Annotated in this window: 26 protein-coding genes; 19 read left to right on the top strand and 7 right to left on the bottom strand. The window is 47.1% G+C overall.

Annotation, left to right across the window (positions count from 1 at the left end):
• The first annotated feature begins 134 nt into the window (after nucleotides 1–134).
• From purF to AB3R30_RS13775, 9 genes are all read left to right on the top strand, one after another.
• Nucleotides 135–1,679: an amidophosphoribosyltransferase gene (purF, locus tag AB3R30_RS13815; protein ID WP_458649774.1), complete on the top strand. Its 1,545-nt coding sequence runs from the start codon at nucleotides 135–137 to the stop codon at nucleotides 1,677–1,679.
• A 524-nt stretch (nucleotides 1,680–2,203) separates the two neighbouring features.
• Nucleotides 2,204–3,487, top strand: a complete 1,284-nt coding sequence (gene glyA / locus AB3R30_RS13810) for a serine hydroxymethyltransferase (RefSeq protein ID WP_458649773.1) — start codon at nucleotides 2,204–2,206, stop codon at nucleotides 3,485–3,487.
• A 284-nt stretch (nucleotides 3,488–3,771) separates the two neighbouring features.
• Nucleotides 3,772–4,821 (top strand): glycosyltransferase family 4 protein, encoded by a 1,050-nt coding sequence (locus tag AB3R30_RS13805; RefSeq protein WP_458649772.1) that lies wholly within the window; start codon nucleotides 3,772–3,774, stop codon nucleotides 4,819–4,821.
• A 53-nt stretch (nucleotides 4,822–4,874) separates the two neighbouring features.
• The gene (locus AB3R30_RS13800; protein ID WP_458649771.1) at nucleotides 4,875–6,134 is read left to right on the top strand and encodes a competence/damage-inducible protein A; all 1,260 of its coding nucleotides are present in this window, start codon (nucleotides 4,875–4,877) and stop codon (nucleotides 6,132–6,134) included.
• A gap of 271 nt (nucleotides 6,135–6,405) precedes the next feature.
• Nucleotides 6,406–6,534 carry a hypothetical protein gene (locus AB3R30_RS13795; protein ID WP_458649770.1) on the top strand — a complete coding sequence of 43 codons (129 nt, stop codon included), beginning with the start codon at nucleotides 6,406–6,408 and terminating at the stop codon, nucleotides 6,532–6,534.
• 34 nt (nucleotides 6,535–6,568) lie between these two features.
• The gene (gene aroQ / locus AB3R30_RS13790) at nucleotides 6,569–7,006 is read left to right on the top strand and encodes a type II 3-dehydroquinate dehydratase (protein ID WP_458649769.1); all 438 of its coding nucleotides are present in this window, start codon (nucleotides 6,569–6,571) and stop codon (nucleotides 7,004–7,006) included.
• 130 nt (nucleotides 7,007–7,136) lie between these two features.
• Nucleotides 7,137–7,544 (top strand): allophanate hydrolase-related protein, encoded by a 408-nt coding sequence (locus AB3R30_RS13785; RefSeq protein ID WP_458649768.1) that lies wholly within the window; start codon nucleotides 7,137–7,139, stop codon nucleotides 7,542–7,544.
• A gap of 29 nt (nucleotides 7,545–7,573) precedes the next feature.
• Complete coding sequence (locus AB3R30_RS13780; protein WP_458649767.1) at nucleotides 7,574–7,762, top strand: DUF4089 domain-containing protein; 189 nt, start codon at nucleotides 7,574–7,576, stop codon at nucleotides 7,760–7,762.
• A 16-nt stretch (nucleotides 7,763–7,778) separates the two neighbouring features.
• A complete protein-coding gene (locus tag AB3R30_RS13775; protein ID WP_458649766.1) occupies nucleotides 7,779–9,164 on the top strand; it encodes an AtzE family amidohydrolase in 1,386 nt (461 codons plus the stop codon).
• 27 nt (nucleotides 9,165–9,191) lie between these two features.
• On the opposite strand, the gene AB3R30_RS13770 is transcribed toward AB3R30_RS13775, so the two are convergent.
• A complete protein-coding gene (locus tag AB3R30_RS13770) occupies nucleotides 9,192–9,416 on the bottom strand; it encodes a type ISP restriction/modification enzyme (RefSeq protein WP_458649825.1) in 225 nt (74 codons plus the stop codon).
• Between the two features lie 64 nt (nucleotides 9,417–9,480).
• Complete coding sequence (locus tag AB3R30_RS13765) at nucleotides 9,481–9,633, bottom strand: hypothetical protein (protein ID WP_458649765.1); 153 nt, start codon at nucleotides 9,631–9,633, stop codon at nucleotides 9,481–9,483.
• A 56-nt stretch (nucleotides 9,634–9,689) separates the two neighbouring features.
• On the opposite strand from AB3R30_RS13765, the gene AB3R30_RS13760 reads away from it, so the two are divergent.
• From AB3R30_RS13760 to AB3R30_RS13750, 3 genes are all read left to right on the top strand, one after another.
• Nucleotides 9,690–10,952 (top strand): AmpG family muropeptide MFS transporter, encoded by a 1,263-nt coding sequence (locus tag AB3R30_RS13760; RefSeq protein WP_458649764.1) that lies wholly within the window; start codon nucleotides 9,690–9,692, stop codon nucleotides 10,950–10,952.
• Nucleotides 10,953–11,139: 187 nt separating this feature from the next.
• Nucleotides 11,140–11,382 carry a hypothetical protein gene (locus AB3R30_RS13755; RefSeq protein WP_458649763.1) on the top strand — a complete coding sequence of 81 codons (243 nt, stop codon included), beginning with the start codon at nucleotides 11,140–11,142 and terminating at the stop codon, nucleotides 11,380–11,382.
• A 28-nt stretch (nucleotides 11,383–11,410) separates the two neighbouring features.
• Nucleotides 11,411–11,968 (top strand): GNAT family N-acetyltransferase, encoded by a 558-nt coding sequence (locus tag AB3R30_RS13750; protein WP_458649762.1) that lies wholly within the window; start codon nucleotides 11,411–11,413, stop codon nucleotides 11,966–11,968.
• 41 nt (nucleotides 11,969–12,009) lie between these two features.
• Here the strand turns inward: AB3R30_RS13750 and AB3R30_RS13745 are convergent, their stop codons facing one another.
• Nucleotides 12,010–13,425: a DUF3370 domain-containing protein gene (locus AB3R30_RS13745; protein ID WP_458649761.1), complete on the bottom strand. Its 1,416-nt coding sequence runs from the start codon at nucleotides 13,423–13,425 to the stop codon at nucleotides 12,010–12,012.
• A 518-nt stretch (nucleotides 13,426–13,943) separates the two neighbouring features.
• Between AB3R30_RS13745 and AB3R30_RS13740 the strand changes: the two genes are divergently transcribed.
• Both AB3R30_RS13740 and AB3R30_RS13735 read left to right on the top strand, forming a co-directional pair.
• Nucleotides 13,944–14,762 (top strand): MORN repeat-containing protein, encoded by an 819-nt coding sequence (locus tag AB3R30_RS13740; protein WP_458649760.1) that lies wholly within the window; start codon nucleotides 13,944–13,946, stop codon nucleotides 14,760–14,762.
• Nucleotides 14,763–15,057: 295 nt separating this feature from the next.
• Nucleotides 15,058–15,372 (top strand): hypothetical protein, encoded by a 315-nt coding sequence (locus AB3R30_RS13735; RefSeq protein WP_458649759.1) that lies wholly within the window; start codon nucleotides 15,058–15,060, stop codon nucleotides 15,370–15,372.
• Between the two features lie 9 nt (nucleotides 15,373–15,381).
• Here AB3R30_RS13735 and AB3R30_RS13730 read toward each other — a convergent pair whose 3' ends face one another.
• From AB3R30_RS13730 to AB3R30_RS13715, 4 genes are all read right to left on the bottom strand, one after another.
• The gene (locus AB3R30_RS13730; RefSeq protein WP_458649758.1) at nucleotides 15,382–15,672 is read right to left on the bottom strand and encodes a DUF2103 domain-containing protein; all 291 of its coding nucleotides are present in this window, start codon (nucleotides 15,670–15,672) and stop codon (nucleotides 15,382–15,384) included.
• A gap of 55 nt (nucleotides 15,673–15,727) precedes the next feature.
• Entirely contained in the window at nucleotides 15,728–16,039 is a 312-nt protein-coding gene (gene clpS / locus AB3R30_RS13725) for an ATP-dependent Clp protease adapter ClpS (RefSeq protein ID WP_458649757.1), read from the bottom strand.
• Nucleotides 16,040–16,171: 132 nt separating this feature from the next.
• Complete coding sequence (gene lnt / locus AB3R30_RS13720) at nucleotides 16,172–17,752, bottom strand: apolipoprotein N-acyltransferase (RefSeq protein ID WP_458649756.1); 1,581 nt, start codon at nucleotides 17,750–17,752, stop codon at nucleotides 16,172–16,174.
• Between the two features lie 328 nt (nucleotides 17,753–18,080).
• Nucleotides 18,081–19,097, bottom strand: coding sequence for a sulfate/molybdate ABC transporter ATP-binding protein (locus AB3R30_RS13715; protein WP_458649755.1), 1,017 nt, complete (start codon nucleotides 19,095–19,097; stop codon nucleotides 18,081–18,083).
• A 281-nt stretch (nucleotides 19,098–19,378) separates the two neighbouring features.
• On the opposite strand from AB3R30_RS13715, the gene AB3R30_RS13710 reads away from it, so the two are divergent.
• From AB3R30_RS13710 to AB3R30_RS13690, 5 genes are all read left to right on the top strand, one after another.
• Nucleotides 19,379–19,555 (top strand): 50S ribosomal protein L32, encoded by a 177-nt coding sequence (locus tag AB3R30_RS13710; RefSeq protein ID WP_458649754.1) that lies wholly within the window; start codon nucleotides 19,379–19,381, stop codon nucleotides 19,553–19,555.
• Between the two features lie 13 nt (nucleotides 19,556–19,568).
• The gene (locus AB3R30_RS13705; RefSeq protein WP_458649753.1) at nucleotides 19,569–20,162 is read left to right on the top strand and encodes a sulfite oxidase-like oxidoreductase; all 594 of its coding nucleotides are present in this window, start codon (nucleotides 19,569–19,571) and stop codon (nucleotides 20,160–20,162) included.
• 184 nt (nucleotides 20,163–20,346) lie between these two features.
• The gene (locus AB3R30_RS13700) at nucleotides 20,347–20,808 is read left to right on the top strand and encodes a Mini-ribonuclease 3 (RefSeq protein ID WP_458649752.1); all 462 of its coding nucleotides are present in this window, start codon (nucleotides 20,347–20,349) and stop codon (nucleotides 20,806–20,808) included.
• Nucleotides 20,809–20,915: 107 nt separating this feature from the next.
• A complete protein-coding gene (rlmB, locus tag AB3R30_RS13695; protein WP_458649751.1) occupies nucleotides 20,916–22,475 on the top strand; it encodes a 23S rRNA (guanosine(2251)-2'-O)-methyltransferase RlmB in 1,560 nt (519 codons plus the stop codon).
• 84 nt (nucleotides 22,476–22,559) lie between these two features.
• Complete coding sequence (locus AB3R30_RS13690; protein WP_458649750.1) at nucleotides 22,560–22,832, top strand: DUF1816 domain-containing protein; 273 nt, start codon at nucleotides 22,560–22,562, stop codon at nucleotides 22,830–22,832.
• The last annotated feature ends 2 nt before the right edge of the window (nucleotides 22,833–22,834 follow it).

Here is a 22,834-nt window from a genome sequence, read left to right as displayed (position 1 = left end):
TGTGCCTGTTACGATGGAAACAAGAGTTAATCAAAATTTAAATAACTTTTAAGCTATTTAATCGCCATTGCCGTTTATTTCCTGTATTTCCTGTTTTTTTCCCTCGCTAGCAATCCTTGGAGCAACACTGACGCATGTTACCCAATTCCCTTTCTCAAACGGGTGCTTCTGCTGCTGATTTTGATGATTTAGAGTCCCAGGTTACCTCGTGCGATCGCCCCGATAAACCCGAAGAAGCCTGTGGGGTGTTTGGGGTCTATGCACCGGGTGAAGATGTCGCTAAACTGGCTTATTTTGGACTGTATGCTCTCCAACATCGGGGTCAGGAGTCCGCAGGGATCGCCACTTTCCCCAAAGATCATCCCCCCTGTTTGCACAAGGAAATGGGCTTAGTATCCCAAGTGTTTAACGAAACGATTCTCAATACGTTGGTGGGAGAGTTAGCAGTGGGGCATACTCGCTACTCCACCACAGGAACGAGTCGCGCCGTCAACGCCCAGCCAGCTTTGGTTCCTACCCGGCTAGGACATTTGGCGTTGGCACACAATGGCAACTTGGTAAATACGCCAATTCTGCGGGAAGAATTGCTGCGAAATCATCACAATTTAGTGACTAGCACGGATTCGGAACTAATTGCCTTCGCGATCGCAGAAGCAGTCGATAGCGGCAAAACTTGGTTAGAAGCAGGTATTCACGCATTTAATCGGTGTCAAGGTGCTTTTAGCTTAGTGATTGGCACCCCCGACGGCATCATCGGTGCCCGTGATCCCAATGGAATTCGCCCTCTAGTCATAGGCGCTCTGCCGAAAGCGAATTCTAGCGATCCAACTCGATATGCTCTCGCCTCTGAAACCTGCGGGTTGGATATTATTGGAGCCGAGTATTTGCGAGACGTAGAACCCGGTGAGATGGTTTGGATTACCAATGAAGGCATGACCTCTTACCATTGGGTGCCCCAACCTCAACCAAAGCTTTGCATTTTCGAGATGATTTACTTTGCGCGCCCCGACAGCGTCATGCAAAACGAAAGCCTTTATACCTACCGGATGCGAATTGGGCGGAGACTAGCCCTAGAGTCCCCTGCTGACGCGGATCTAGTCATTGCTGTACCTGATTCTGGCATTCCAGCAGCGATCGGGTTTTCCCAAGCGTCGGGGATTCCCTATGCGGAAGGATTAATCAAAAATCGGTATGTCGGGCGCACATTTATTCAACCGACCCAAAGTATGCGGGAAGCTGGCATTCGCATGAAGTTAAATCCCCTGCGAGATGTGCTTCAAGGAAAACGCATTTTGCTAGTCGATGATTCCATTGTGCGGGGAACTACAAGCCGCAAGATTGTCAAAGCGCTTCGAGATGCCGGCGCAACCGAGGTTCACATGCGTATTTCTTCTCCTCCCGTAACTCATCCTTGTTTTTATGGGATTGATACTGACAGTCAAGATCACCTGATTGCCGCAACTAAATCAGTAGAAGAAATTGCTGCTCAGATCGAGGTGGATTCCCTCAGTTATCTCAGTTGGGCAGGAATGCTAGAAGAAACCCGCGACGATCCCGCTAACTTCTGTTCAGCCTGTTTTACAGGGCAATATCCTGTTCCAGTCCCTGAACCGTTGAAGAGCGCCAAGCTGCTTTTGGAGAAAAATTTTCCCTCTTTGGAAGCGATCGCCTCTGCGTAAGGTCTATGTAAATGAGTCGCTCAAGAGTTACTTTAAAGGACGCAAAATCCTACTCGATGTTGGCAACTCGAAAACCCATTTGACACTCAAACTGCTTCGGGTTTTGGTGATTCATTGGATGGAGTGCCCGCCCACATCGAAGCTTTCCGCTTGACCATCGCGGTTCCCCACTTTCATTTGCCATTAAACAGGATTGACATACCTGCTTTGGAGAAATTAGCTGATTATCCATCAGGATGACAAGCACCTTGACCTCCAACAACGTCGTGGTTCTCTACTTTTATTTTAGGGTAAGCCTTTGAGGTTGATGTGTCATAGATTACAGAGCTTAATGCATTAAAACGATCTACTTGCGGAGGGTCTGCAATTTGCTTAGGTTAGCCAAGAAGGGAAAATAGACTGTATGATAAATCTCTCTGTAAGCTCTTCAAGCAACCTGTTTCTGTGCTGTTCCGAGCCAAGCTATGACCTGAGATTCTTTTGAGCGAATGTTGTTGTTTTGAAATTTTTGCTTGGGGGTTTGTGTGACTAACAATAATTTAGATTTTCTTGCCAAAGCTGATCCAGCGATCGCTGCCATCATTGACCGCGAACTCAATCGCCAGCGCGATCATTTAGAAATGATTGCCAGCGAAAACTTTACCTCAGCAGCCGTGATGGCGGCTCAAGGATCTGTTTTAACCAATAAATACGCTGAAGGACTGCCCGGTAAGCGCTACTACGGCGGCTGTGAGTTTGTGGATGAAGCAGAACAGTTGGCGATCGATCGCGCGAAACAACTGTTTAGTGCCGCTCATGCCAATGTTCAGCCTCACTCCGGTGCCCAAGCAAACTTTGCGGTATTCCTCAGCTTGCTGCAACCCGGCGACACCATCATGGGCATGGATTTGTCCCACGGTGGACATTTAACCCACGGTTCGCCCGTGAATGTGTCCGGCAAATGGTTTAAGGTGCAGCACTATGGAGTGAGCGCCGAAACCGAGCAGTTAGACTACGACCAAATTCGCGATCTCGCCTTAAAGCATCGTCCAAAACTGTTGATTTGCGGCTATTCAGCCTATCCACGAGTCATCCACTTTGACAAGTTTCGGGCGATCGCCGACGAAATCGGAGCCTATCTCCTCGCAGATGTTGCCCATATCGCCGGGTTGATTGCCAGTGGACATCATCCTAGCCCCCTTCCTCACTGTGATGTCGTCACCACCACTACCCACAAAACTCTGCGGGGTCCACGCGGAGGCTTGATCCTGACCCGTGATGCTGAATTAGGTAAAAAGCTGGATAAGGCAGTGTTCCCTGGCTCTCAAGGCGGTCCCCTAGAACATGTGATTGCTGCAAAAGCGATCGCCTTTGGCGAAGCGCTCAAGCCAGAATTCACCACCTATTCGGGACAGGTGATTGAAAATGCGCGAGTGTTGGCAAATCAACTTCAGGCGCGTGGATTGAAAACGGTTTCGGGCGGCACCGACAATCATCTGATGCTGGTTGATCTGCGCTCCATTGGCATGACAGGCAAACTGGCGGATCAGTTGGTTAGCGGTGTTAACATTACTGCCAACAAAAATACAGTTCCGTTTGACCCAGAATCGCCTTTTGTCACGAGCGGCTTGCGGTTAGGGTCACCTGCCATGACTACACGCGGCATGGGCGCACCTGAATTTGTTGAAATCGGCAATATTATCAGCGATCGCCTACTAAATCCAGAGGACGATCAAGTAGCGCAAACTTGCCGCGATCGCGTGGCAAATCTCTGCGATCGCTTTCCTCTCTATCCTCATCTGCAAAGACCCGTTCCTGCTTTGGTTTAAGCGATCGCAAAGCCGTAAGTCATACTGCTATTGCCTCTTTGTTTGGCACAGATACTCACCCTAGGTGACTCTGTGCCAATTGAATTGACTAATCTGTCTCCTGATAATTCATAAAAAATTTAAACCTATCCCGAAAGCCACTTAAAAACGTCTACTGAACCGGGTTACCAACCTTCTGACTCAGAAAAATATAGAAGAAGATAGATTTATTGACAATTCTTTGCTGACTATTCACTGAAATGCAGTAGACTCTTCCTGTCAGTTGTCCTCAGCATGCATCTCAGATGACTCATTATTGGTATCACCTAGCTGCCTTTATTGTTTCTGCCTTAGTTGTCCTCTGGAGTACGCCTTTGATCAAGAAATTTGGTCTAAAGCGCGGCTTAGTTGATAAACCCGGTGGACGCAAAATTCATAGTCGTCCGATGGTGCGCTTAGGAGGGGTCGCCATTTTTGCTGGCACGCTAGCCGCCCTACTGCTTGTTTGGTGGACAGGTGGGTTTGGAATTTTGTCCCCGCAAAAAGAATATGAAGTGTGGGGAGTCACTTTAGGAGCAGTCGCTTTCTTCCTGATTGGCTTAGCCGATGATCTCCTAACGCTGCCCGCAATCAGTCGATTGGTGATGCAATTAAGCGTAGCCGCGATCGTCTGGCAAGCAGGAGTACAAATTGAGTTTTTAACCGTTCCTTTTGCAGGATTAGTGGCACTGCCAGATTTCATTAGCCTGCCAATTACCGTGATCTGGTTAGTAGGAATGGCAAATGCAGTCAATATGATCGATGGCTTAGATGGCTTAGCCGCTGGCGTTTCGGGAATTGCAGCGGTAGTCATGCTGATAGTAACTCTGTTCATGAATCAACCCGCCGCCGCATTAATTGCTGCTGCGTTAGCAGGAGGCGCTCTCGGCTTTTTGCGCTACAACTTCAACCCAGCGCAAATTTTCATGGGTGATGGTGGAGCCTACTTTATGGGCTTTACCTTGGCGGGAGTGGGAATTATTGGGCTGGTAAAAGCCGTGACAACCGTTGCCGTATTGCTGCCCTATCTAATTCTAGCCGTGCCCATTTTAGATATTTTTACCGTTGTGGTCGATCGCATTCGTCGAGGTAAATCTCCCTTTGCCGCAGATAAACGCCATTTGCACCATCGCCTATTACAAGCAGGACTGTCGCAGCGGCTAGCGGTACTATTCATCTACTCATTGACCCTGTGGGCTGGAACCTTGGCACTTGCTCTTTCTAATATGCCCAGCGGTTGGGGCTATGCGATAGGAGCAACTGTTTTGCTGAGCTTTACGAGTTGGCAAGTATGGAAAACAGCAAAGCAATCCTGAGTTTTAGTTGCTTTGCTAACCGTAACCTGTTACCTATACCTGATTACTGCCCTATGGCTCCTGTTGCTGAACTTATTTGTGTTGGAACCGAACTATTGCTCGGCGATATTCTGAATAGCAATGCTCAGTTTTTAGCAAAAGAGTTGGCGAAGTTAGGAATTGCCCATTACTATCAATCCGTGGTTGGTGACAATCCAGACCGGATTCAGCAAGTGGTAAGAACAGCGTGCGATCGCGCCAGTTTGCTGATTTTCACAGGCGGGTTGGGACCGACTCCCGATGATTTGACTCATGCGACTCTAGCAGATTGCTTTGGAGTGCCCCTAGTTGAGCATCCAGAAATTTTGGCAGATATTGCCCAAAAGTTTGCTCAAAGGGGGCGAACCATGACCCCCAATAATCATAAGCAAGCTCTGCTGCCTCAAGGCGCACAGGTGCTAACAAACTCTGGTGGCAGCGCGCCGGGAATCATCTGGCAACCGCGCCCAAACGTCACAATCCTCACCTTTCCAGGCGTTCCCACAGAAGTAAAGTACATGTGGCAAGAGGTAGCAATTCCCTATCTCAAAAGTCAAGGCTGGGCACAAAATACGGTTTACAGTCGGGTTCTAAGATTTTGGGGCATTTCTGAATCTTCGCTCGCCGATAAAGTGGGAAATTGGTTTGATTCCATCAATCCTACTGTTGCGCCCTATGCCAATCTGGGGGAAGTGAAGCTGCGAATTTCTGCGTTTGCGGACTCAGAAGCGAGTGCCCAACAAATGATTGCTCCAGTAGAAGCAACACTGCGGCAAGTCGGCGGCATTGATTGTTATGGAGCGGATGAGGATACCTTAGCGATCGCAGTAGGTCGCTTGCTGCAAAAAACAGGCTCTACCTTATCTGTAGCAGAATCTTGCACGGGCGGGAGTTTAGGAGGAATGCTGACAGCCGTATCAGGCAGTTCGGCTTATTTTTGGGGCGGTATTATTTCTTATGACAACTCTGTCAAAACAGGGCTTTTGGGCGTTGATCCACACGTCTTAGCCACTCACGGAGCCGTTAGCCACGAGGTCGCCAAGCAAATGGCAGCAGGAGTGCGCGATCGCCTGAATACAACCTGGGGACTGAGCATTACAGGCATTGCGGGACCCACAGGCGACACCGATGATAAACCAGTGGGGTTGGTGTATATCGGTCTAGCAGGGCGCGATCGCGTGGAAAGTTTTGAGCATCGCTTCGGCGCATTAAGAGGAAGAGACTGGGTTCGGCATCTAAGCTGCTGTACGGCTCTAGACCACCTAAGAAGGCGATTGCTCAAAGCAGAAATGTGACCAAAACAAGATTAGGTTTTGGATGTCAGATTCTAGAGGTTTCTTAATGCAAGCAAAGTCATACTGCTCTGAATAATTGGGCATAATGATAAAGTCCCGGCATTCATCGCTTAAAAACTGCTTAAAAATTTGTATATATACTCAAAACCCGTAGTTCTCGTTAGCTAAATTGGGTACAATCTAGATATGTAATTTTGTAAGCTCAAGCTTTACAGAAACGCAATAAGCGCCTGTAGCAAGAGCCGCACTGTCACAAGGAGCTATCTATTCAATGGATTACCTGGAAAAGGTGTTGGAGAAGCTTAAAGAATGGGCACGCAAACTGATTGAAGCCTTGTTGGGTCCAGAGCCTCAGCCAGAAGCCGAGCCGATTCCGATTCCCGTTAACGATCGCCGTTAGTGCTTTACTGCTTTCGTTACTGGATGCTTGCAACTTGACTAGCGTTTTGCTTCTAAACGGTCCAAACCTAAACCTCTTGGGTAAACGTGAGCCTGGAGTTTATGGTTCTATTACGCTGGATGAAATTAATGCCCTGCTTAAACATGAAGCAAGCTTACTCAATGTAAAAGTATATTGTCAGCAGTCTAACCATGAAGGGGTTTTAGTCGATGCTATCCACGCTACAGTTGATACGCATCAAGGGCTGCTAATTAATGCTGGCGCTTACACCCATACCAGTATTGCTCTGAGAGACGCGATCGCTGCCGTTAAAATTCCAACCGTTGAAGTGCATCTCAGTAATATTTATAGCCGCGAAACGTTTCGTCATCATTCTTACATTGCACCCATCGCGATCGGGCAAATTAGCGGTTTTGGCGCTGAAAGTTATCGGCTAGGTCTTCATGCTTTAGTCCACTATCTTCGACGCTAGCTTTTATTTTAATCGAGAAAAATCTTAGAGATTCAGCAGGCATCACGCTTCAAAGATGTCATTTTTACAGTAAATATGGTTGAATCGGGCGACACTATACTCATAAACCTGATTCAATGGCTAACTATTGATGGAATCCTCTGTATTTCTTGCCGTAAATGGTACATTGATGCGTGGGCTAGAACTGAATGGAAACTTGCAAAAAATTGGAGCTAAATTTCTGCGAGAAGCTCTAACCGAGCCGACCTACCGCCTCTGGTCAATTGGCGATCGCCATCCCGCCATGCAGCGAGTTGAAACCAATGGGGGAGCGATCGCGGTAGAAGTGTGGGCAGTTCCAACAAGTGTCATGAGTACGTTGCTTCAGCTTGAGCCGCCAGGACTTTGTATTGGAAAAGTGCGCTTGGCAGATGGAGAAGAGGTTCTAGGAGTTCTAGGAGAATCAATCTTGTGCGCGGGACAGCGAGAAATCACTGCTTGGGGAGGATGGAGAGCTTACACGGCTGAACTGGCAAACCAAGTTCAACAGGTGAATTAGCAACAAGCCACGAATGAGGATTAAAAGCAATGAGTGAACTAGAACGAGATTTATCAGCCTTTGTAGACCAGGCAGCCCTACTCATAGATCTGCCAATTCCAGCAGACTATCGCCAAGGAGTGATCGCCAACTTTGAGCGGATCGCCGCGATCGCTCAGCTTGTCATAGAATTTCCCCTGCCAGACGATATCGAACTTGCTCCTATTTTTGAACCTTAATCCCCAGCCTCTACCTATGTCCCAAGCTTTTCCTGATGCGACTGCTATTGCTGGCAGTGTGCGAAATCGCGACGTTTCTGCGACTTCAGTCGTATCTAGTGCCCTCGCCCGAATTGAGAAACACAATCCCCTACTCAACTGCTTTACAACCGTTTTGGCAGAGAAAGCAATCCAGGATGCCGAAGCTGTAGATATAGCGATCGCGGCTGGAAACGATCCTGGCGTTCTAGCAGGCGTACCCTTTGGAGTCAAAGATTTATTCGATGTGGCAGGCATTCCAACCCTGGCAGGCTCCAAGATCAATGCTGAGAATGCGATCGCCACCCAAGATGCCACCTTAATAGCGCGCCTCAAACAGGCAGGTGCCATTTTGGTCGGTGCCCAAACCATGGATGAATACGCCTATGGATTTGTCACAGAAAACAGCCACTATGGAGCCAGCCGCAACCCGCATAACCCAGATCATATGACAGGCGGGTCATCGGGAGGCTCAGCTTCAGCCGTAGCAGGCGGCTTAGTTCCCCTTTCCCTTGGCTCGGATACCAACGGCTCTATTCGGGTGCCCTCGTCTTTTTGCGGCATTTTCGGACTCAAACCCACCTATGGGCGGCTGTCTCGCGCTCATACTTATCCTTTTGTGGACAGCTTGGATCATCTGGGTCCCTTTGCTCGCTCGGTGCGCGATCTAGCCTTAGTGTTTGATTTACTGCAAGGTGCAGATCCCGCCGATCCAGTTTGCACTGGGAGATCGCCCCAACCCTGCTTACCAGAACTCACGAAAGGACTGGAGGGGCTGCGGATTGCGGTAGCTGATGATTATTTTTTAAAGGGTGCTGAACCCGAAGTGCTAACAGCGTTAGAAACGGTGGCAAAAGCGCTGGGCACCAATCAACAAATCACCATTCCAGAGGCACATCGGGCACGGGCAGCAGCGTTTGTCATCACGGCTTGTGAAGGTAGCAACTTACATCTAGAAGATTTGCGCCAACGTCCGCAAGATTTTGATTTTGCGACTCGCGATCGCTTTTTGGCAGGCGCACTGATTCCCGCCACCTGGTACTTACAAGCGCAAAAATTTCGCCGCTGGTATCGCGATCGCGTTCGAGAATTATTTTCCCAAGTTGATATTATTCTGGCTCCCGCCACACCCTGTCCTGCACCCTTAATTGGACAGACAACCCTAATGCTCGACGGGCAAGAGGTTCTGCTACGTCCCAATGTAGGACTATATACTCAGCCCCTTTCTTTGATTGGATTGCCAATTGTTGTAGTACCTGTTCAGCGTCCAGGGCAACTTCCCCTAGGATTTCAGGTGATTGCCGCTCCTCATAATGAGGCTCTTGTACTGCGAGTTGCAGCCTATCTAGAAACTCAGGGGATTGTCTCGGCTCCCGTCCCTTAGTTTTTTATGTAATTGGAAAGCCAGAAATCAGTTGATCAATTGATCAATTTCTACCATCAGTTGCATGGTTTCTTTAAGGGCATCCACAACCTTTTGATAGTGCAACACATCATCAAAGGATAAAGTACGCTTGGCTTTCTTGCGATCTTTCAGCCATTTATCCAAAACCTGATAGCCACTAACTTTAAAATACTCACACTTCGGGGGCAATACCTTCAAAATAAACCTTGGACTTTGTGAGTGATGCAGCATTGTTGAGTATTGGGCAAGTTGTTTTGTAAGGCTTTGGGCAGTCCTAATGAGTCATCACTGACAACTAGCCTAATTCTCTCCGCCAATCGCTGCTCTCTGTTCCTGATTCTTCAATCGGCTGAACCATAAACCGACGGCGTTCATGACCTTTAAGTCGCACATCACGTGTCACAAGCGGTGGGCAAAAGCCGCAGGGCGATCGCGCTAACTGTGGCATGATGGCTGAATCAAATCTGCTATCAAATAGTTCAGTTTAGTTAGCCACGGGTATTCATGAACGCCGTTCAACCACTTCTGAAGATTTTACGCAGCCGTAAAATGGCGGCATTACTGCTGTTAGGGTTTGCCTCTGGTTTGCCCTTGTTTTTAACTAGTCGAACTCTGCAAGCCTGGATGAAAGATTCCCAGGTTGATTTAGGAATCATTGGCTGGTTTAGCTTGATTGGCTTGCCCTATACCCTCAAGTTTCTTTGGGCACCCTTTCTAGATCGGTTTGTCCCTCCTTTTTTGGGACGACGACGCGGTTGGCTATTGATTACTCAGGTTGGGCTATTGATGGCGATCGCCACCATGTCGCTTCAGCAACCGAAGGAAGCGCTACAACTGCTGGCAATTAACGCTTTAGTGATTGCATTTCTGAGCGCAACTCAAGATATTGCTAGCGATGCTTACCGCACGGATGTATTAAAGCCATCTGAACTGGGACTTGGAGCCTCTACTTGGGTCTTGGGTTATCGAGTCGCCATTTTAGTCTCCGGTTCTCTGGCGCTAATTCTGGCAGATTATATTTCCTGGCAACTGGTTTATTTGCTCCTTGCAGGGCTGATGATGATTGGTATCCTGGCAACGCTATGGGCACCGGAACCCAGCGATCGCGTTTCTGCTCCCCAAACGCTGCAAGATGCTATTTATCTTCCCTTTAAAGAATTTTTTAGTCGATCTGGTGTTAAAGCCGCCATCTTAGTGCTTTTATTTGTCTTGTTTTTCAAGTTGGGCGATGCTTTAGTCGGCAACATGGCAATTCCATTCCTCCTGGATATTGGCTATAGCAAAACTGCGATCGGCGCACTTCAAGGAACGTTCGGCTTTCTGGCAACCACCCTTGGAGTCGTGGGAGGGGGTATTTTGCTCACTCGAATCGGCATCAACCGCGCACTATGGATATTTGGCGGCTTACAAGCCCTCAGCAACCTAGGATATTTCTCCCTGACCCTTTTGCCTCAAGGCACCCAGTGGTTATTAGTTGCCATCACTCTAGAAAACTTTTGTGCCGGACTCGTAACAGCGGCTTTTGTTGCCTATCTCATGAGCCAATGCAATCATGCTTTTACCGCCACTCAATATGCGCTGCTCTCTAGCCTCATGGCATCTAGCAATATTATTCTGGCGGCTCCGGCAGGTGATTTAGCAAAAGTAACTGGCTGGTCAGTCTTTTTCTTACTCACCTTGCTGGCATCACTTCCAGGGTTGCTCCTATTGCCATTTGTTGCTCCCTGGAATGCGGTTATGCCAACTCAAATTCCAATGAATGATTGAAGATCTATCTTGAGAATGATTTGTTGTTTTTTGGTAGCAAAGCTTAAGAAAAGTGCTGGAAAACCTGCAAATTTATTCGTAGGCAAGAAGGGTATTGCGGTAGGATGAGGTGAGTAAGCTTTACAAATCTTGAGTGAAGTCTCAGAAAGGCTTTTACTTCTTAAGAAAAAATTATATTGTAATTCCCATGGCGATTTTCCGGCAGTATGTGGCTCCCTTGTTGATTGTCTTTGTCTTTTTGTTTGCCTTAGTAGCGGTTAGTTCTCGTATCTTTATGCCGATGGATATGGCGGCTCCAGCCCCTGTTGAGCTAACGTCTCCTCAAGCTCAAAATTCAGCATTATACAAACCCACTAATTCTTACAAGCCGACAAATCTCCCCCCATCGTTGTCTGCTTTGATTACAGGGCTGACGGATGAATCCACTTGATTGGGCTATTGCCTTGTAGGTTTACACAGTGAGCGCTCTGTCATCGATCGCCACTTTTCCCCCTGATTACCAGCTTTTCCAAGGTTCTGGTTTGCATCGAGCTTTGCTGGTAAAGTTCATGCAGCGTACCTATGCTGAAATTGATTCTATCGGTGCTTACTCTCATCTTGCAGCAACAGTAGATCAGTATTTTTCTCAGGAAACGCCGCTTTGGTGGGTGAAATCAAACCGCGATCGCAACCATAATCGCGATGATGAGTTGCAAGATTCCCTAAATCCTCCCATTGCTTGTCTTTGGGTTGGTACGGCAATCGATCAAGTGAGCGGCGATCGCCATGCCCATATTTTTTTACTGTATGTCGCGCCTGCCCATCGTCGTCAAGGCATTGGTACGGCTCTGATGCATCATGCCGAACAGTGGGCAATCGCACGGGGCGATCGCAAAATTGGGCTTCAGGTCTTCCAATCCAATCAACCCGCGATTCTCCTCTACAACCGCTTAGGATATGAAGTTCAATCTCTGGGAATGGTTAAGTCCCTAAGTCCTAGTGGAGCGGCAAGAGACAGTAAAACATTGCTTCACTAATGTGCTTCATGAATGATTTAATTGCTATCTCAAATAATCTTCTACCTCAAGGCATCCCTAATATCATCCAGGGTTTTGACAGTGAGAACTTGGGGGGGAGTTGAGTCAGGTGGATAGAGAAGATCAACTTGAACCAAACGGCGATCGCCACTTGGTAAATTTAGCGTCAACAATGGTTCTCCGGCTTCCCCTCGTTGCTGGGTGATGTGAATAAAGCGAGTTTGGGTGACTCCCGCATCATCGTTATAACGCAACCGTACTGTCCCCCGAAAAAAGACTCGGTTTTCAGGTGGCTGATAAAATAACAACCCTCCTTTCCTTTTGTCGTCTTTTAAGGGAGTTTGAATCGCCAACGTCACAGTTTGCCGCTGCTTTGTGGGATTGTAGAGCGGCATCGTTAAACTATATTGAATTCCATAATTGCCATGCGCTTGATAAGCCGTATCAGGATAACGCGCCAATAGCTTAGCACTCTGAATTTGCCCTGTACCCAGAGTACCCCGATAGAGAGTACTTAGACCGTAGGAGAATGCCCGTCCTTTCTTGGGAATTGTTAAGCGATCGCCCTTTGGTGAATCTGTGACCATTGAGAGCCATTGAGAACCAATCGCCACCCCAGACACGCGCCCATAAAAAACCTTAACGACATTCACATTAGGCGGCGTAGGCGGCACATCACGCGGTCCCGCCAGTCCCCCTTTCACAACCAACGTCTGCCACTCTTCTAGCGTGGGGCTGCGTTCTCGTCCATCTTCAGTCAAAGGGGCAAACATCGCCAAACTCGCCCCATACACGGAACCATTACTTTTCAATCGCATTAGGGTCGTTCGCCCATTTGACCCCGGAGAGCCACTCACCGGAATCGGCAAGTTCATTAATAAATGATTTTCACCCGGTCGAATCACTATCATTCGCGGAAAAGATCCTTGGCGGCGACCTCGCAGTAAATCATTCATCACTCGGCTACCCGGTCCGGCATAGACGGTTCCTAGCGGGTCTTCTACATAGGCAGGTAGCTGAATGAAAGAAGCATCTGGACGAGTGAGATAGCTAGCTCCCTGTAAGATTTCGATCGCAACGGGTTTAGAGGTCGGGTTATTTAAAATAATGGCTTGAAACAGCGTTCGTGGCGTACCACTTCGAGATCTAGCAATATGGTGAGCAAAAATATCAAACCGCCCTTGAAAAGCATAATTCAAATGAGCGTTAGGAAAATCTTTGCCCACGGGTGGAAACGTAGAGGTAAGGATTCCATCGGTTTGCACCACTTCTGGACTATTGCTATTCAGAACAGGTACAGTATCCAACTGTCCAGGCAGGGGGCGAATTTCTTGGGGCTGAAAAATTTCCTGCGTTTGAAGAGTAGGCTGAGCAGGGAGAGATTCTTTCGGTAAAACTAATTCTTGTGGCGTACCCCGAAATGGCTGGGTTGGTATCAGAAATGGCGGAGGAGACACTTGCGCAAGAGTGACGAAAGGGAAAAAAGGCATGAGTGAATTTAGGAATTCCTTGGGTTGAGAGTGGCAGTGGATTGGTTAAATAGTCGTGATACCTAGTTAATTCAGGGTGTTGACAAATTTCCAATCTTGAAAAACATTCTTGAAAAAGAAAGATCAGGTTATTAGAAAAAATAGTAAGTAAAAAATGCCCCGGCTGAAATCATAAATCGAGGTTGCCCCTCTAGATCAATCATCTTATAGTCTTGTTTTGTATGACAAAAACCTTGCAGTTTATTAAATTTCCCCTTGTTAGTTTTACTGTACTTTCTTTAAGCTGTCGAGTACATAAAGCTTCGACCCTACTATCGTTCAATTTCTTTAAACTTTTTCGCTTTAGTGCATTTATTGCTCGTTTTTCGTTTTCCAACTTTCTCCTTGGCTTTACTTCAAACTTTAGATAGTTGTCAATACTTTTTACGAAATGCACTATACGAAATGCACTATCTAAACTGAAGATCTCTCCTAGCTACAGATTTATGCGACAACCTCCTCATTCGTCTACTTCCGGCAAAAACAACCTCTCTAGTGTGCCCACTTTTTCGACGATCGCATCAAATAATCGTCTACCCCAACCTCAGGTAATGATGCTAATCGGCGCGATCGCGATCGCCAGCTTTTCTATTCTTGGTGCTGCACCATCCGTTTTAGCCAACGCTCCCACCCTGCTTGCACTAAGCTACTGCGAAGGAAAACTGCGGGATGAATTGCTACAAGCAAAAGGAACCTGTACGTTTCCAAGTGGCAATCGCTATGAAGGCGAACTGAAAAATAGTCAGCGCCACGGAAAAGGCGTTTTCAGATTTGCGGATGGCACTCGCTGTGAGGGAGAATTTCGGAATGATTTACTGCATGGCAAGGGCGTATGCGTTTTTCCAGGAGGAAATCGCTACGAGGGAGAGTTTCAAAAAGGCATTCGAGCAGGGCAAGGACAATTCTTTTTTGCAAACGGGGCACGCTGCCAAGGAAATTTTCGAGGAGATATGTTGAATGGGGTAGGAGTTTGTACTTATCCGAGCGGCAATCGGTATGAAGGTAATTTTCAAAATAGTAAGAAACAAGGAAGAGGGCTGTTAGTGCTGGCAGATGGCACTCGCTGCGAGGGAGAGTTTCAAACTGATCTACTGAACAGTTTTGCAGTATGCCGCTTTTCGAGTGGAACGCGCTATGAAGGAGAATTTCGCATGGGGCGGCAAAGTGGAAAAGGAGTTTATACGCTGGCAACTGGCGCACGGCTTGAGGGCGTTTGGAAAAATGGCAAGTTTATTGAAACAAAAAGTAAGCTAAACAAGATTTAACGACGTTGCTGTCTGTACCTTAAGTACAGGGTTTGGGGTTCAGAATTTAAGCAATGAGTATTTTTAAGACTGGTTCAAAGCTTAATTTTTGTGGATCAGTTTATTAGTGTGAGTATTTTTATAGTAGGGATTGATTCAGTGTAATTCAGTAGAATTAGGTAGATTTTTTGCGTTTCGTTAAGCTAAATCCTGAATTTATTGATCTTTGTAAGGATTGCTATCTGTCTTACAGCATAGTCCTTTAGACTGAATCTCACTTCAAAACGTCCTCTTTAAAAACGGCTTGAGTAAGATTATGTTTGAACTTTCTTTGCACGAATTGTTGGTTATTTTTTCGTCTTTTGCTTGTGTTGCTGGAATTAGTCTCTTAGTCAGCGATCGCAACAGCACAAAAGATGATGTGGAAGCAGCCGACCACATGCTGATGCTGATGACGTTTTCTTACTGGTTGGTTTATTGCGGAGCCGTGGGCTTACAAAAGATACTATTGCCAGAGTGGGAAACTGCCATACTTAGCGTTAAGTTAACGAGCGTCATTGCGTTTTTGCTGACCGCTAGCTGCATCCTTAGTTTGCCGCTCAATCGGGTCGCAGATCGGCAAGCCGAATAAATAATTGCTTTACCGAGCTAGAATTGCTGCGATCGCGGCTTCTAGCTCGGCTTGATCTAGGGTCGCAATCACAAACACTTCTTGAACAGTTTTCCCTTTTCTAGCGATCAGCTTGAAGCCGCCTCGAATTGGAACGGATACTTTTAGCGTCATTTTTGGGGTATGAGATCGCACCGGACCAATCACCCCTGGAGTAATCGTTTGAACTCCCACTTCTTGAGTCAGACGATCCAAAATGGCAATGAGTCCTGGAATGTGGGTGGAATGGTTAAGAACGAGTCTTCCAGTAGGACTTGCCATAGTAGTATCCTGCGGTGTTTGGCTTGATTCTGCAAAATCTAATCACTAAAACCAATCATGCCGCTTCTAGAGGAGCCATGGTTAAGTTTTCTCGCCCCAGTTGCATATGATAAAGCTCAGCTTGCTCCTGCGGACCGACCCAAACGATCGCTTGCCCTTCGTGATGCACTTGGTTGGTTAAATCCCAGGCATAGTCGGGAGTCATACCAGGAATATATTTCAGCAAGCAACTAGATACATGCTCGAAGGTGTTGAAATCATCGTTTAATACAATGACTTTAAAGTTGGGATAAGGGTCGCGCGTCGTTTGACCAGACTTTACTGGAGCAAGAGTTGGCGATGACGTAAGAGTGGGTGCTTTCGTCAAGGTTCGTATTGCAAACGCGCAATCACGAGAAAATCTCATACAGGTTCAGAAGCTTTAGCGGTTACTCCTAGGGTATCAGTATCAGGCTAGGGCGATCGCCTTTCCAAGTTGACTTTTCCAGTTGACCAAGGATTATTGCGATCGCACCCAGCGAACAACGCCAGCAACTGCCGCCAAAATTAGCAGCACGGGAGTGAGCCAATCGCCCCACCGAACATACCCAGTTTGAGTTTGGCGACGATAAATAGTTTGAACGTGGATGTCGTAAGTTTGGGGCTGTGATCGCCAGACAATTCGCCCATGGGGATCAATCACGCCGGAGTAGCCTGTGTTTGTCGCTCGCACCGCCCAGCGATCGATTTCAATTGCCCGCATCAAGTCTTGGGCTTGATGCTGTGCCATTAGCACCTCACTATAGGGATCAAGATTAGACGCGGTAAGAATGAACTGTCCGCCTCGCGCTGCTTGCCTCCGAAATATTTCAGGAAAGGCAGAATCGTAGCAAATACTGGCGATCGCCAGACCAAACGGAGTATCTAAACGCTGATTCAATCCGCCAGGTAAGCCATTTTCTGCAACCGTCGTGAGCTTGCTAACCAGTCCCCCCAGCAGTTCTTGGAAGGGAATATATTCGCCTAGGGGCACGAGTTTCACCTTGTCATAGCGGCTGATTGCGTCACCTTGAGCATTGAGTGTCAGTAAACTGCGAGCAACGCCACCCTTTTGAGCCGTAAACGTCCCCAACCAGGTCACTTTCTGTTTGTCTAACACGGATTGATAAAACAGACTGTTGATCCGACTGCGATCGTTCCACAAAAATGGGAGCGCTCCTTCCGGGGTTAATACCGCTTCTGCGCCCTGTTCTACCAAAGTTGTGTAGCCTTTGGCATATCCTGTTTCTGCCCGTTGCAACCCTTCCGGGAACAGCTTAATTCGAGTGGGCACATTGCCTTGAATAAGCCCTACTTTCAGAGCCGAGGTTGCCAGATCGTTTAACGGCTGACGATAGAGCCAGTAGCCAAGTAGATGACCGATAACGAATAGTAAAACTGCGATCGCGACCAAAAAGTAAGGCTGTTTATCTTTTGCTTTTGCTTGCCAACTGATCCAAGCTTCTGCAATTAATCCATTCACAGCAGCGATCGCCGCCGTTACCGTCATTGCGCCCGATAGCTGTCCCAAATGTAAAATGGCTAGGTTGCCCGGACTTTGGGTGTAAGAAATGGATGTCCACGCGAGGGGAGTTAGGTTGCACAAAGTTTCTACTCCACACCAAAGCGCCGTTCCTAGGAGAACCCGAAATAGACTGAACGCAACTCCACTATTGCCTATCTTGGTTCGACTGCCGCTCGCGGCAGAAGTCCAACTCCTCACCCCTAATCTCATGCCCCCCTGCCAAATGGCTACAAGTGCCGCACCCCAAAGTGTGATGAATGCCCAGCAAAAAAAGGTGATGGCGATGCTAGCAAGCCACGGAATTCCCAGCCACATCAGCGGATGTAAGCCTCTAATCTCAAAAAGCGCCGAACCGTGATACCCAATGCCCCAAGCGATCGCACAGACAGTTGGGGAGATCATTCGTCCACTTGCTTTATGGTTTTCGCCATTAACGATGACCCACAATGGCGCGATCGCAATCCACGCGAAACCCCACCAATTTAAGGGGGCAACTGCCAAACTCATGGCAACACCGCTGAAAAAAGCAATACTCAATGACTGCCAATCTGGGAGTTTCCAGGCTGGAAAATGGAATTGAAATCTAGCTGATCGATTTTGGAAATCTGTTTGAAAATTTGGCATAGAAACCACTATACCGAGCGATCGCTGAGTGCAAACTGACAAGTCAAAGCTTCACTATTGCGCTCCCCATCTCACGCATCGACTAAATTACTAAATCACGCGATGTACGACTTTCCTGCAACAACACAAAGACTGCCCTCACCCTAGCCCTCTCCCAGCGGGAGAGGGAACAAGAAATATCTGAAAGCCCTTCTCCTTGGGGAGAAGGGTTGGGATGAGGGCGAATTAGTTGCACATTAGGCTAAATCGAATAATACAAGGGAAACGCTTTGGCATCTTTGGGCTTCACAAAAATGCGCTGCTGAGGTTCTAGGTTCAGTTCATCAAAGCGATCGCGGGTTAAATGTGCCATGAGTACCTGCCCATCGTCCAAAATCAATTCCGCCTGAATTTCCCAGCCCAAATGAATGATCCGGTTAACCCTTGCCGCCACCGATGATTCCGTTTGCTGGGTTTCCACCAAAATATCTTGGGGTCGCAAAAAAACCTCTGGATGGGGCGACTCAAACCCATTTGCCTGAAAAATTCGGGAGGTACTAGGCAACACGTTCACTGGACCAATAAAGCTCATCACAAAGGCACTAGCGGGATGATCATAAATTTGTGCCGGCGACCCCACTTGCTCTACCTTGCCCTTATTCATGATCACAATTTCGTCTGCCACTTCCATCGCTTCCTCTTGGTCGTGAGTCACAAACACAGTGGTGACATGCACTTCATCGTGTAAGCGTCGCAGCCAAACGCGCAAATCTTTTCGCACTTTGGCATCTAACGCCCCAAACGGTTCATCCAACAGCAGCACATTCGGTTCCACCGCTAATGCTCTCGCCAGCGCCACCCGCTGCCGTTGTCCGCCCGATAGTTGAGACGGATAGCGATCGCCCAATCCATGCAGTTGCACCAGTTCTAACAATTCATCCACTCGCGCTTTTACCTGCTTAGGTGCAGTTTTTCGCAATTCCAACGCAAAAGCAATGTTTTTACGCACTGTTAAGTGTTTAAACAAGGCATAGTGCTGAAACACAAACCCAATATTGCGGTCTTGCACACTTCGATGGGTCGCATCTTCACCCGTGAGCCAAATCTTACCGCTATCAGGAGTTTCTAACCCTGAAATTAGACGTAGCAGCGTAGACTTTCCTGACCCGGAAGGACCTAACAATGCAATCAGAGTGCCGCTTTTAATCTCAAGACTGACCTGACTAACCGCTTGAAAGTTACCAAACTGTTTGGATACGTCCTCAACAATAATGCCCACGGAATGCGACCTCAAAATCAGAGTAAATGACTGTAAAAAAGAAATAGTTTTAGAGCGAAAACGCCGTTAGTAGGAAGACTATTCTTCTCTAACCCGCCTTAGAACTGTGTGCCTACTGCCCTGTCAAATCAAAACCCAGTTATTTGATAGGGTTTATGTAGTTTATACCATGAGTGGTTTTTCATGACTATTCATTAACTCCAGACATTTCAGAATTCTGTATAAACTAACTGAAATCATGCTTTAGAATAGAAAAGTTATGAAAAATCATCCCGTTTATTATGGCTCAACCGAAAAAGAAAACATCTAAGTCCAAGCGTGATAAGCGGCGGGCAACATGGAAGGGCAAGGCGAGATTGCAGGCACAACGTGCCCTATCACTTGGCAAGTCGATTTTGACTGGACGCGCTGAAGGGTTTATCTATCCCCAAGCAGAAGAAGAAGAGGAAGAAGCATAGAGCGCTTTCTAAAATGTTAGGAAAATTTTTCCAAAAACCAGATCCCTCCTTACAAGATCGAGTTCCACCAGGACAGCACTTAGCTAAGGGTTTTCCAGTTTTGACCTATGGGGATACTCCCCAGATAGGTTTTAAAGACTGGACGCTGAGAATATGTGGATTAGCACAGAAGGTCATCTTTACTTGGGATGACCTAATGGCAATGCCTCAAAGCGACTTTACTGCTGATTTTCACTGTGTTACCACTTGGTCAAAGCTTGATGTTGAATGGCGCGGTGTCAAGGTGGTAGATTTCATGAAACATGTTGAAGTAGATCCCAAAGCAGTTCATATCATGGAGCATTGCTATGGAGACTACACAACCAATATTTCAATGAATGACTTTCTGCGAGAAGAAAACTTTTTTGCTCATACGCTTTTTGGTGAGCCGCTTCCTGCTGAGCATGGTGGACCTTTACGGTTAGTGGTTCCTCATCTTTACGCTTGGAAAAGCGCTAAATGGCTTAATGGATTAGAGTTTCTCGCTCAAACGGAGCTAGGTTTTTGGGAACGAAATGGCTACCATCAACGGGGCGAACCTTGGGCAGAAGAACGATATAGCGGTTGAGAAGCAGGGCTAGTCGTTCGCCTCAAGTTTGCGTCAATTAATCTATTAATTGAATAACTGTTATTTGAATAATAGATAGGTAGATTTCCTTACAGGGATTCTTGATTAATAAGATGGAGTAGTTTACTACATGCTAGATTACATGCTAGAGAACGCTGGCAGAAAGTTGGTATAAATCCTGGAGATGATGCAAGCTAGTGATCCCTTGGACGCTAATTTAGATAAAGGGGCGATCGCTCAAGCCCTATTTTGCCAAACACTATCATCTAATCAGCTTCAGCAACTGCCTCTAGGAGCATTAGCCTATCTAGGAGACGCGGTGTATGAGCTTTATATTCGTCGCTACTATTTAAATCCACCCAAACGCATCCAAGCCTATCATCAACAAGTTGTCTCACAAGTGCGGGCTGAAACTCAAGCTCACTATTTAAATCAGTTGCTCCCCTTTTTGACTTCTACAGAATTAGATCTCTTAAAGCGTGGACGGAATGCAACAGCTAGCCGTCCTAAACGGATTGATCCAGAGACCTACCAGCGAGCAACCAGTTTGGAGACATTAATTGGCTATCTTTACCTTTCTGATTTGCACCGACTTATGGAGTTGCTAGGTCATTTGCAAATTGATTCGACGGCTATTTGCGAATAGCGATCGCCTCATTACTTGAAAAATTGTCCTTTATTAAAGGATGAGTACTTTTATCTTCTTGGATTAATCATCAAGTCTCCAGTCCTTATTTTTATTGTTAACGAGCCATGACCGACAAAAAGCGTAAACCTGAGCCTGTTCGACATTCCCGTACCGATTCTAGAAGTAGTAGTTCACCTAAACCCCAAGGGGCACGGCGAGATCGAGATCGTCCTGTGCGTGGAGATGCCGCTCTATCATCAAGAGACAAAAAGGTTCATAAAAAGCACGTTACAACGAGCAGACCTCGCCCAGTTTCCAAAACTGGTGATGAAGAATATCTTGCCGCTCCTAAATCCAAGCCAGAGCGGACATCCCAGGATCGTAGAAGCGCTCCCTCAGATTACACCTCTAGACCCAAGCGTGCGGCTAGAGACATTAAGGGATCTTACTCAGAGGGATCTTATTCAGAAGGATCTCGCTCAAACAGCAATGTTCCTAAACCTAAGCGAACTTCCAAAGATGCCAAAGGCTCACGGTCAGACTATCCCGCTAGACCTGAACGTGCTTCTCATGCAAGAAGCTCTCACTCGGAAGGTTATTCCTCTAGACCTGAACGAGTTTCTAGGGATGGGAGAAGCTCACGATCTGAAAGCTATTCACCTAGACCAAAGAAAGCCTCTAGAGACTTCAGAGATACACGATCCAATTCCGCAGAATCTGCTTCTGGAGAGTTTCAAGGAACTCGTTCCGCCGCATTTGTTCATCCTGCGCGAACTAGAGACCCGAAGCGATCGCGGGCAGAAACTTTTATTCCCCGTGGTAAACGGGAGTTTTCAGAAACTCAGGGTGATTCATCTACTACGCTTCAAGACGACTCTGCTGAGTTGATTTATGGTCGTCATCCAGTTTTGGCAGCCCTAGAAGCCGAGCGTAGCCTAAATCGCATCTGGATTATTCCCCGTTTACGCTACGATCATCGATTTCATACTTTATTGCAGCAGGCAAAAACTAACGGTGCGGTGATTGATGAGGTTGATCCCCGTCGCTTAGATCAAATGACTCAGGGTGCTAATCATCAAGGCGTTGTGGCGCAAGCTGCACCCTACGAGTATGTTGAACTAGCCACTTTGATTGAGCAAGCTAAAGCAAAGGTGGATCAACCTGTGCTAGTGGTTGCAGACGGCATCACTGATCCCCATAACTTGGGTGCCATTATCCGTTCAGCAGAAGCAATGGGCGCACAAGGCTTAATCATTCCCCAACGAAGAGCCGCCGGGATCACTGCAACCGTTGCAAAAGTGGCAGCCGGAGCGTTAGAAACTTTTCCAGTGGCACGGGTTGTCAATTTGAATCGCGCCCTAGAAGATTTGAAGGCAGCCGGATTTTGGATGTATGGACTCGAAATGGAAGGAAGTGAGCCAATTCACACGGTTGAGTTTACGGGAGCGATCGCCCTAGTGGTTGGGGCCGAAGGGGAAGGCTTAAGTATGCTAATTCAACGGGGATGCGATCGATTGGTTTCTATTGCTTTAGCTGGAAATACGCCAAGCCTTAACGCCTCTGTTGCGACCGGTATGGCATTGTATGAAGTTTATCGCCAGCGCCAATTTAAAACCTTACATCTGGATAGATCTCATCCAATGGGGTTGAAAAAAAGTGAGGTTGCAGAGTATAACAAACCATAGCTGATGAAATAATTGAAATTATTTAAGGCTGTGAAGCTTTATCAAGATGCCACTGAATGCCACTGAAAAAATAGCGAGATAACAATGCAGGAATCTTTGGTAAGACTCATCGATTTTTTTGGTTTTGCTTGGTGGGTAAAGGTTAAAACCGATTCTCCTCGCTGTACTTATTATTTCGGTCCTTTTCTCAGTCGCCAAGAGGCAGAAAGTGAGAAGCCAGGATACTTAGAAGATTTGCAGTTGGAAGGCGCTCAAGGTATTGCAGTTTTAATCAAGCGGTGTAAGCCGACAAAGTTAACGGTTTACGATGACTTGGCAGAATCGCCTACCAAAAGCCTAGAAGTCTCTGTTCTGTAAGA

This window comes from Sivoneniella epilithica UHCC 1019 (assembly GCF_040830845.1).
Classification (GTDB): Bacteria; Cyanobacteriota; Cyanobacteriia; order Leptolyngbyales; family Leptolyngbyaceae; genus ULC077BIN1.
This window is presented reverse-complemented; position numbering and strand designations above follow the sequence as displayed.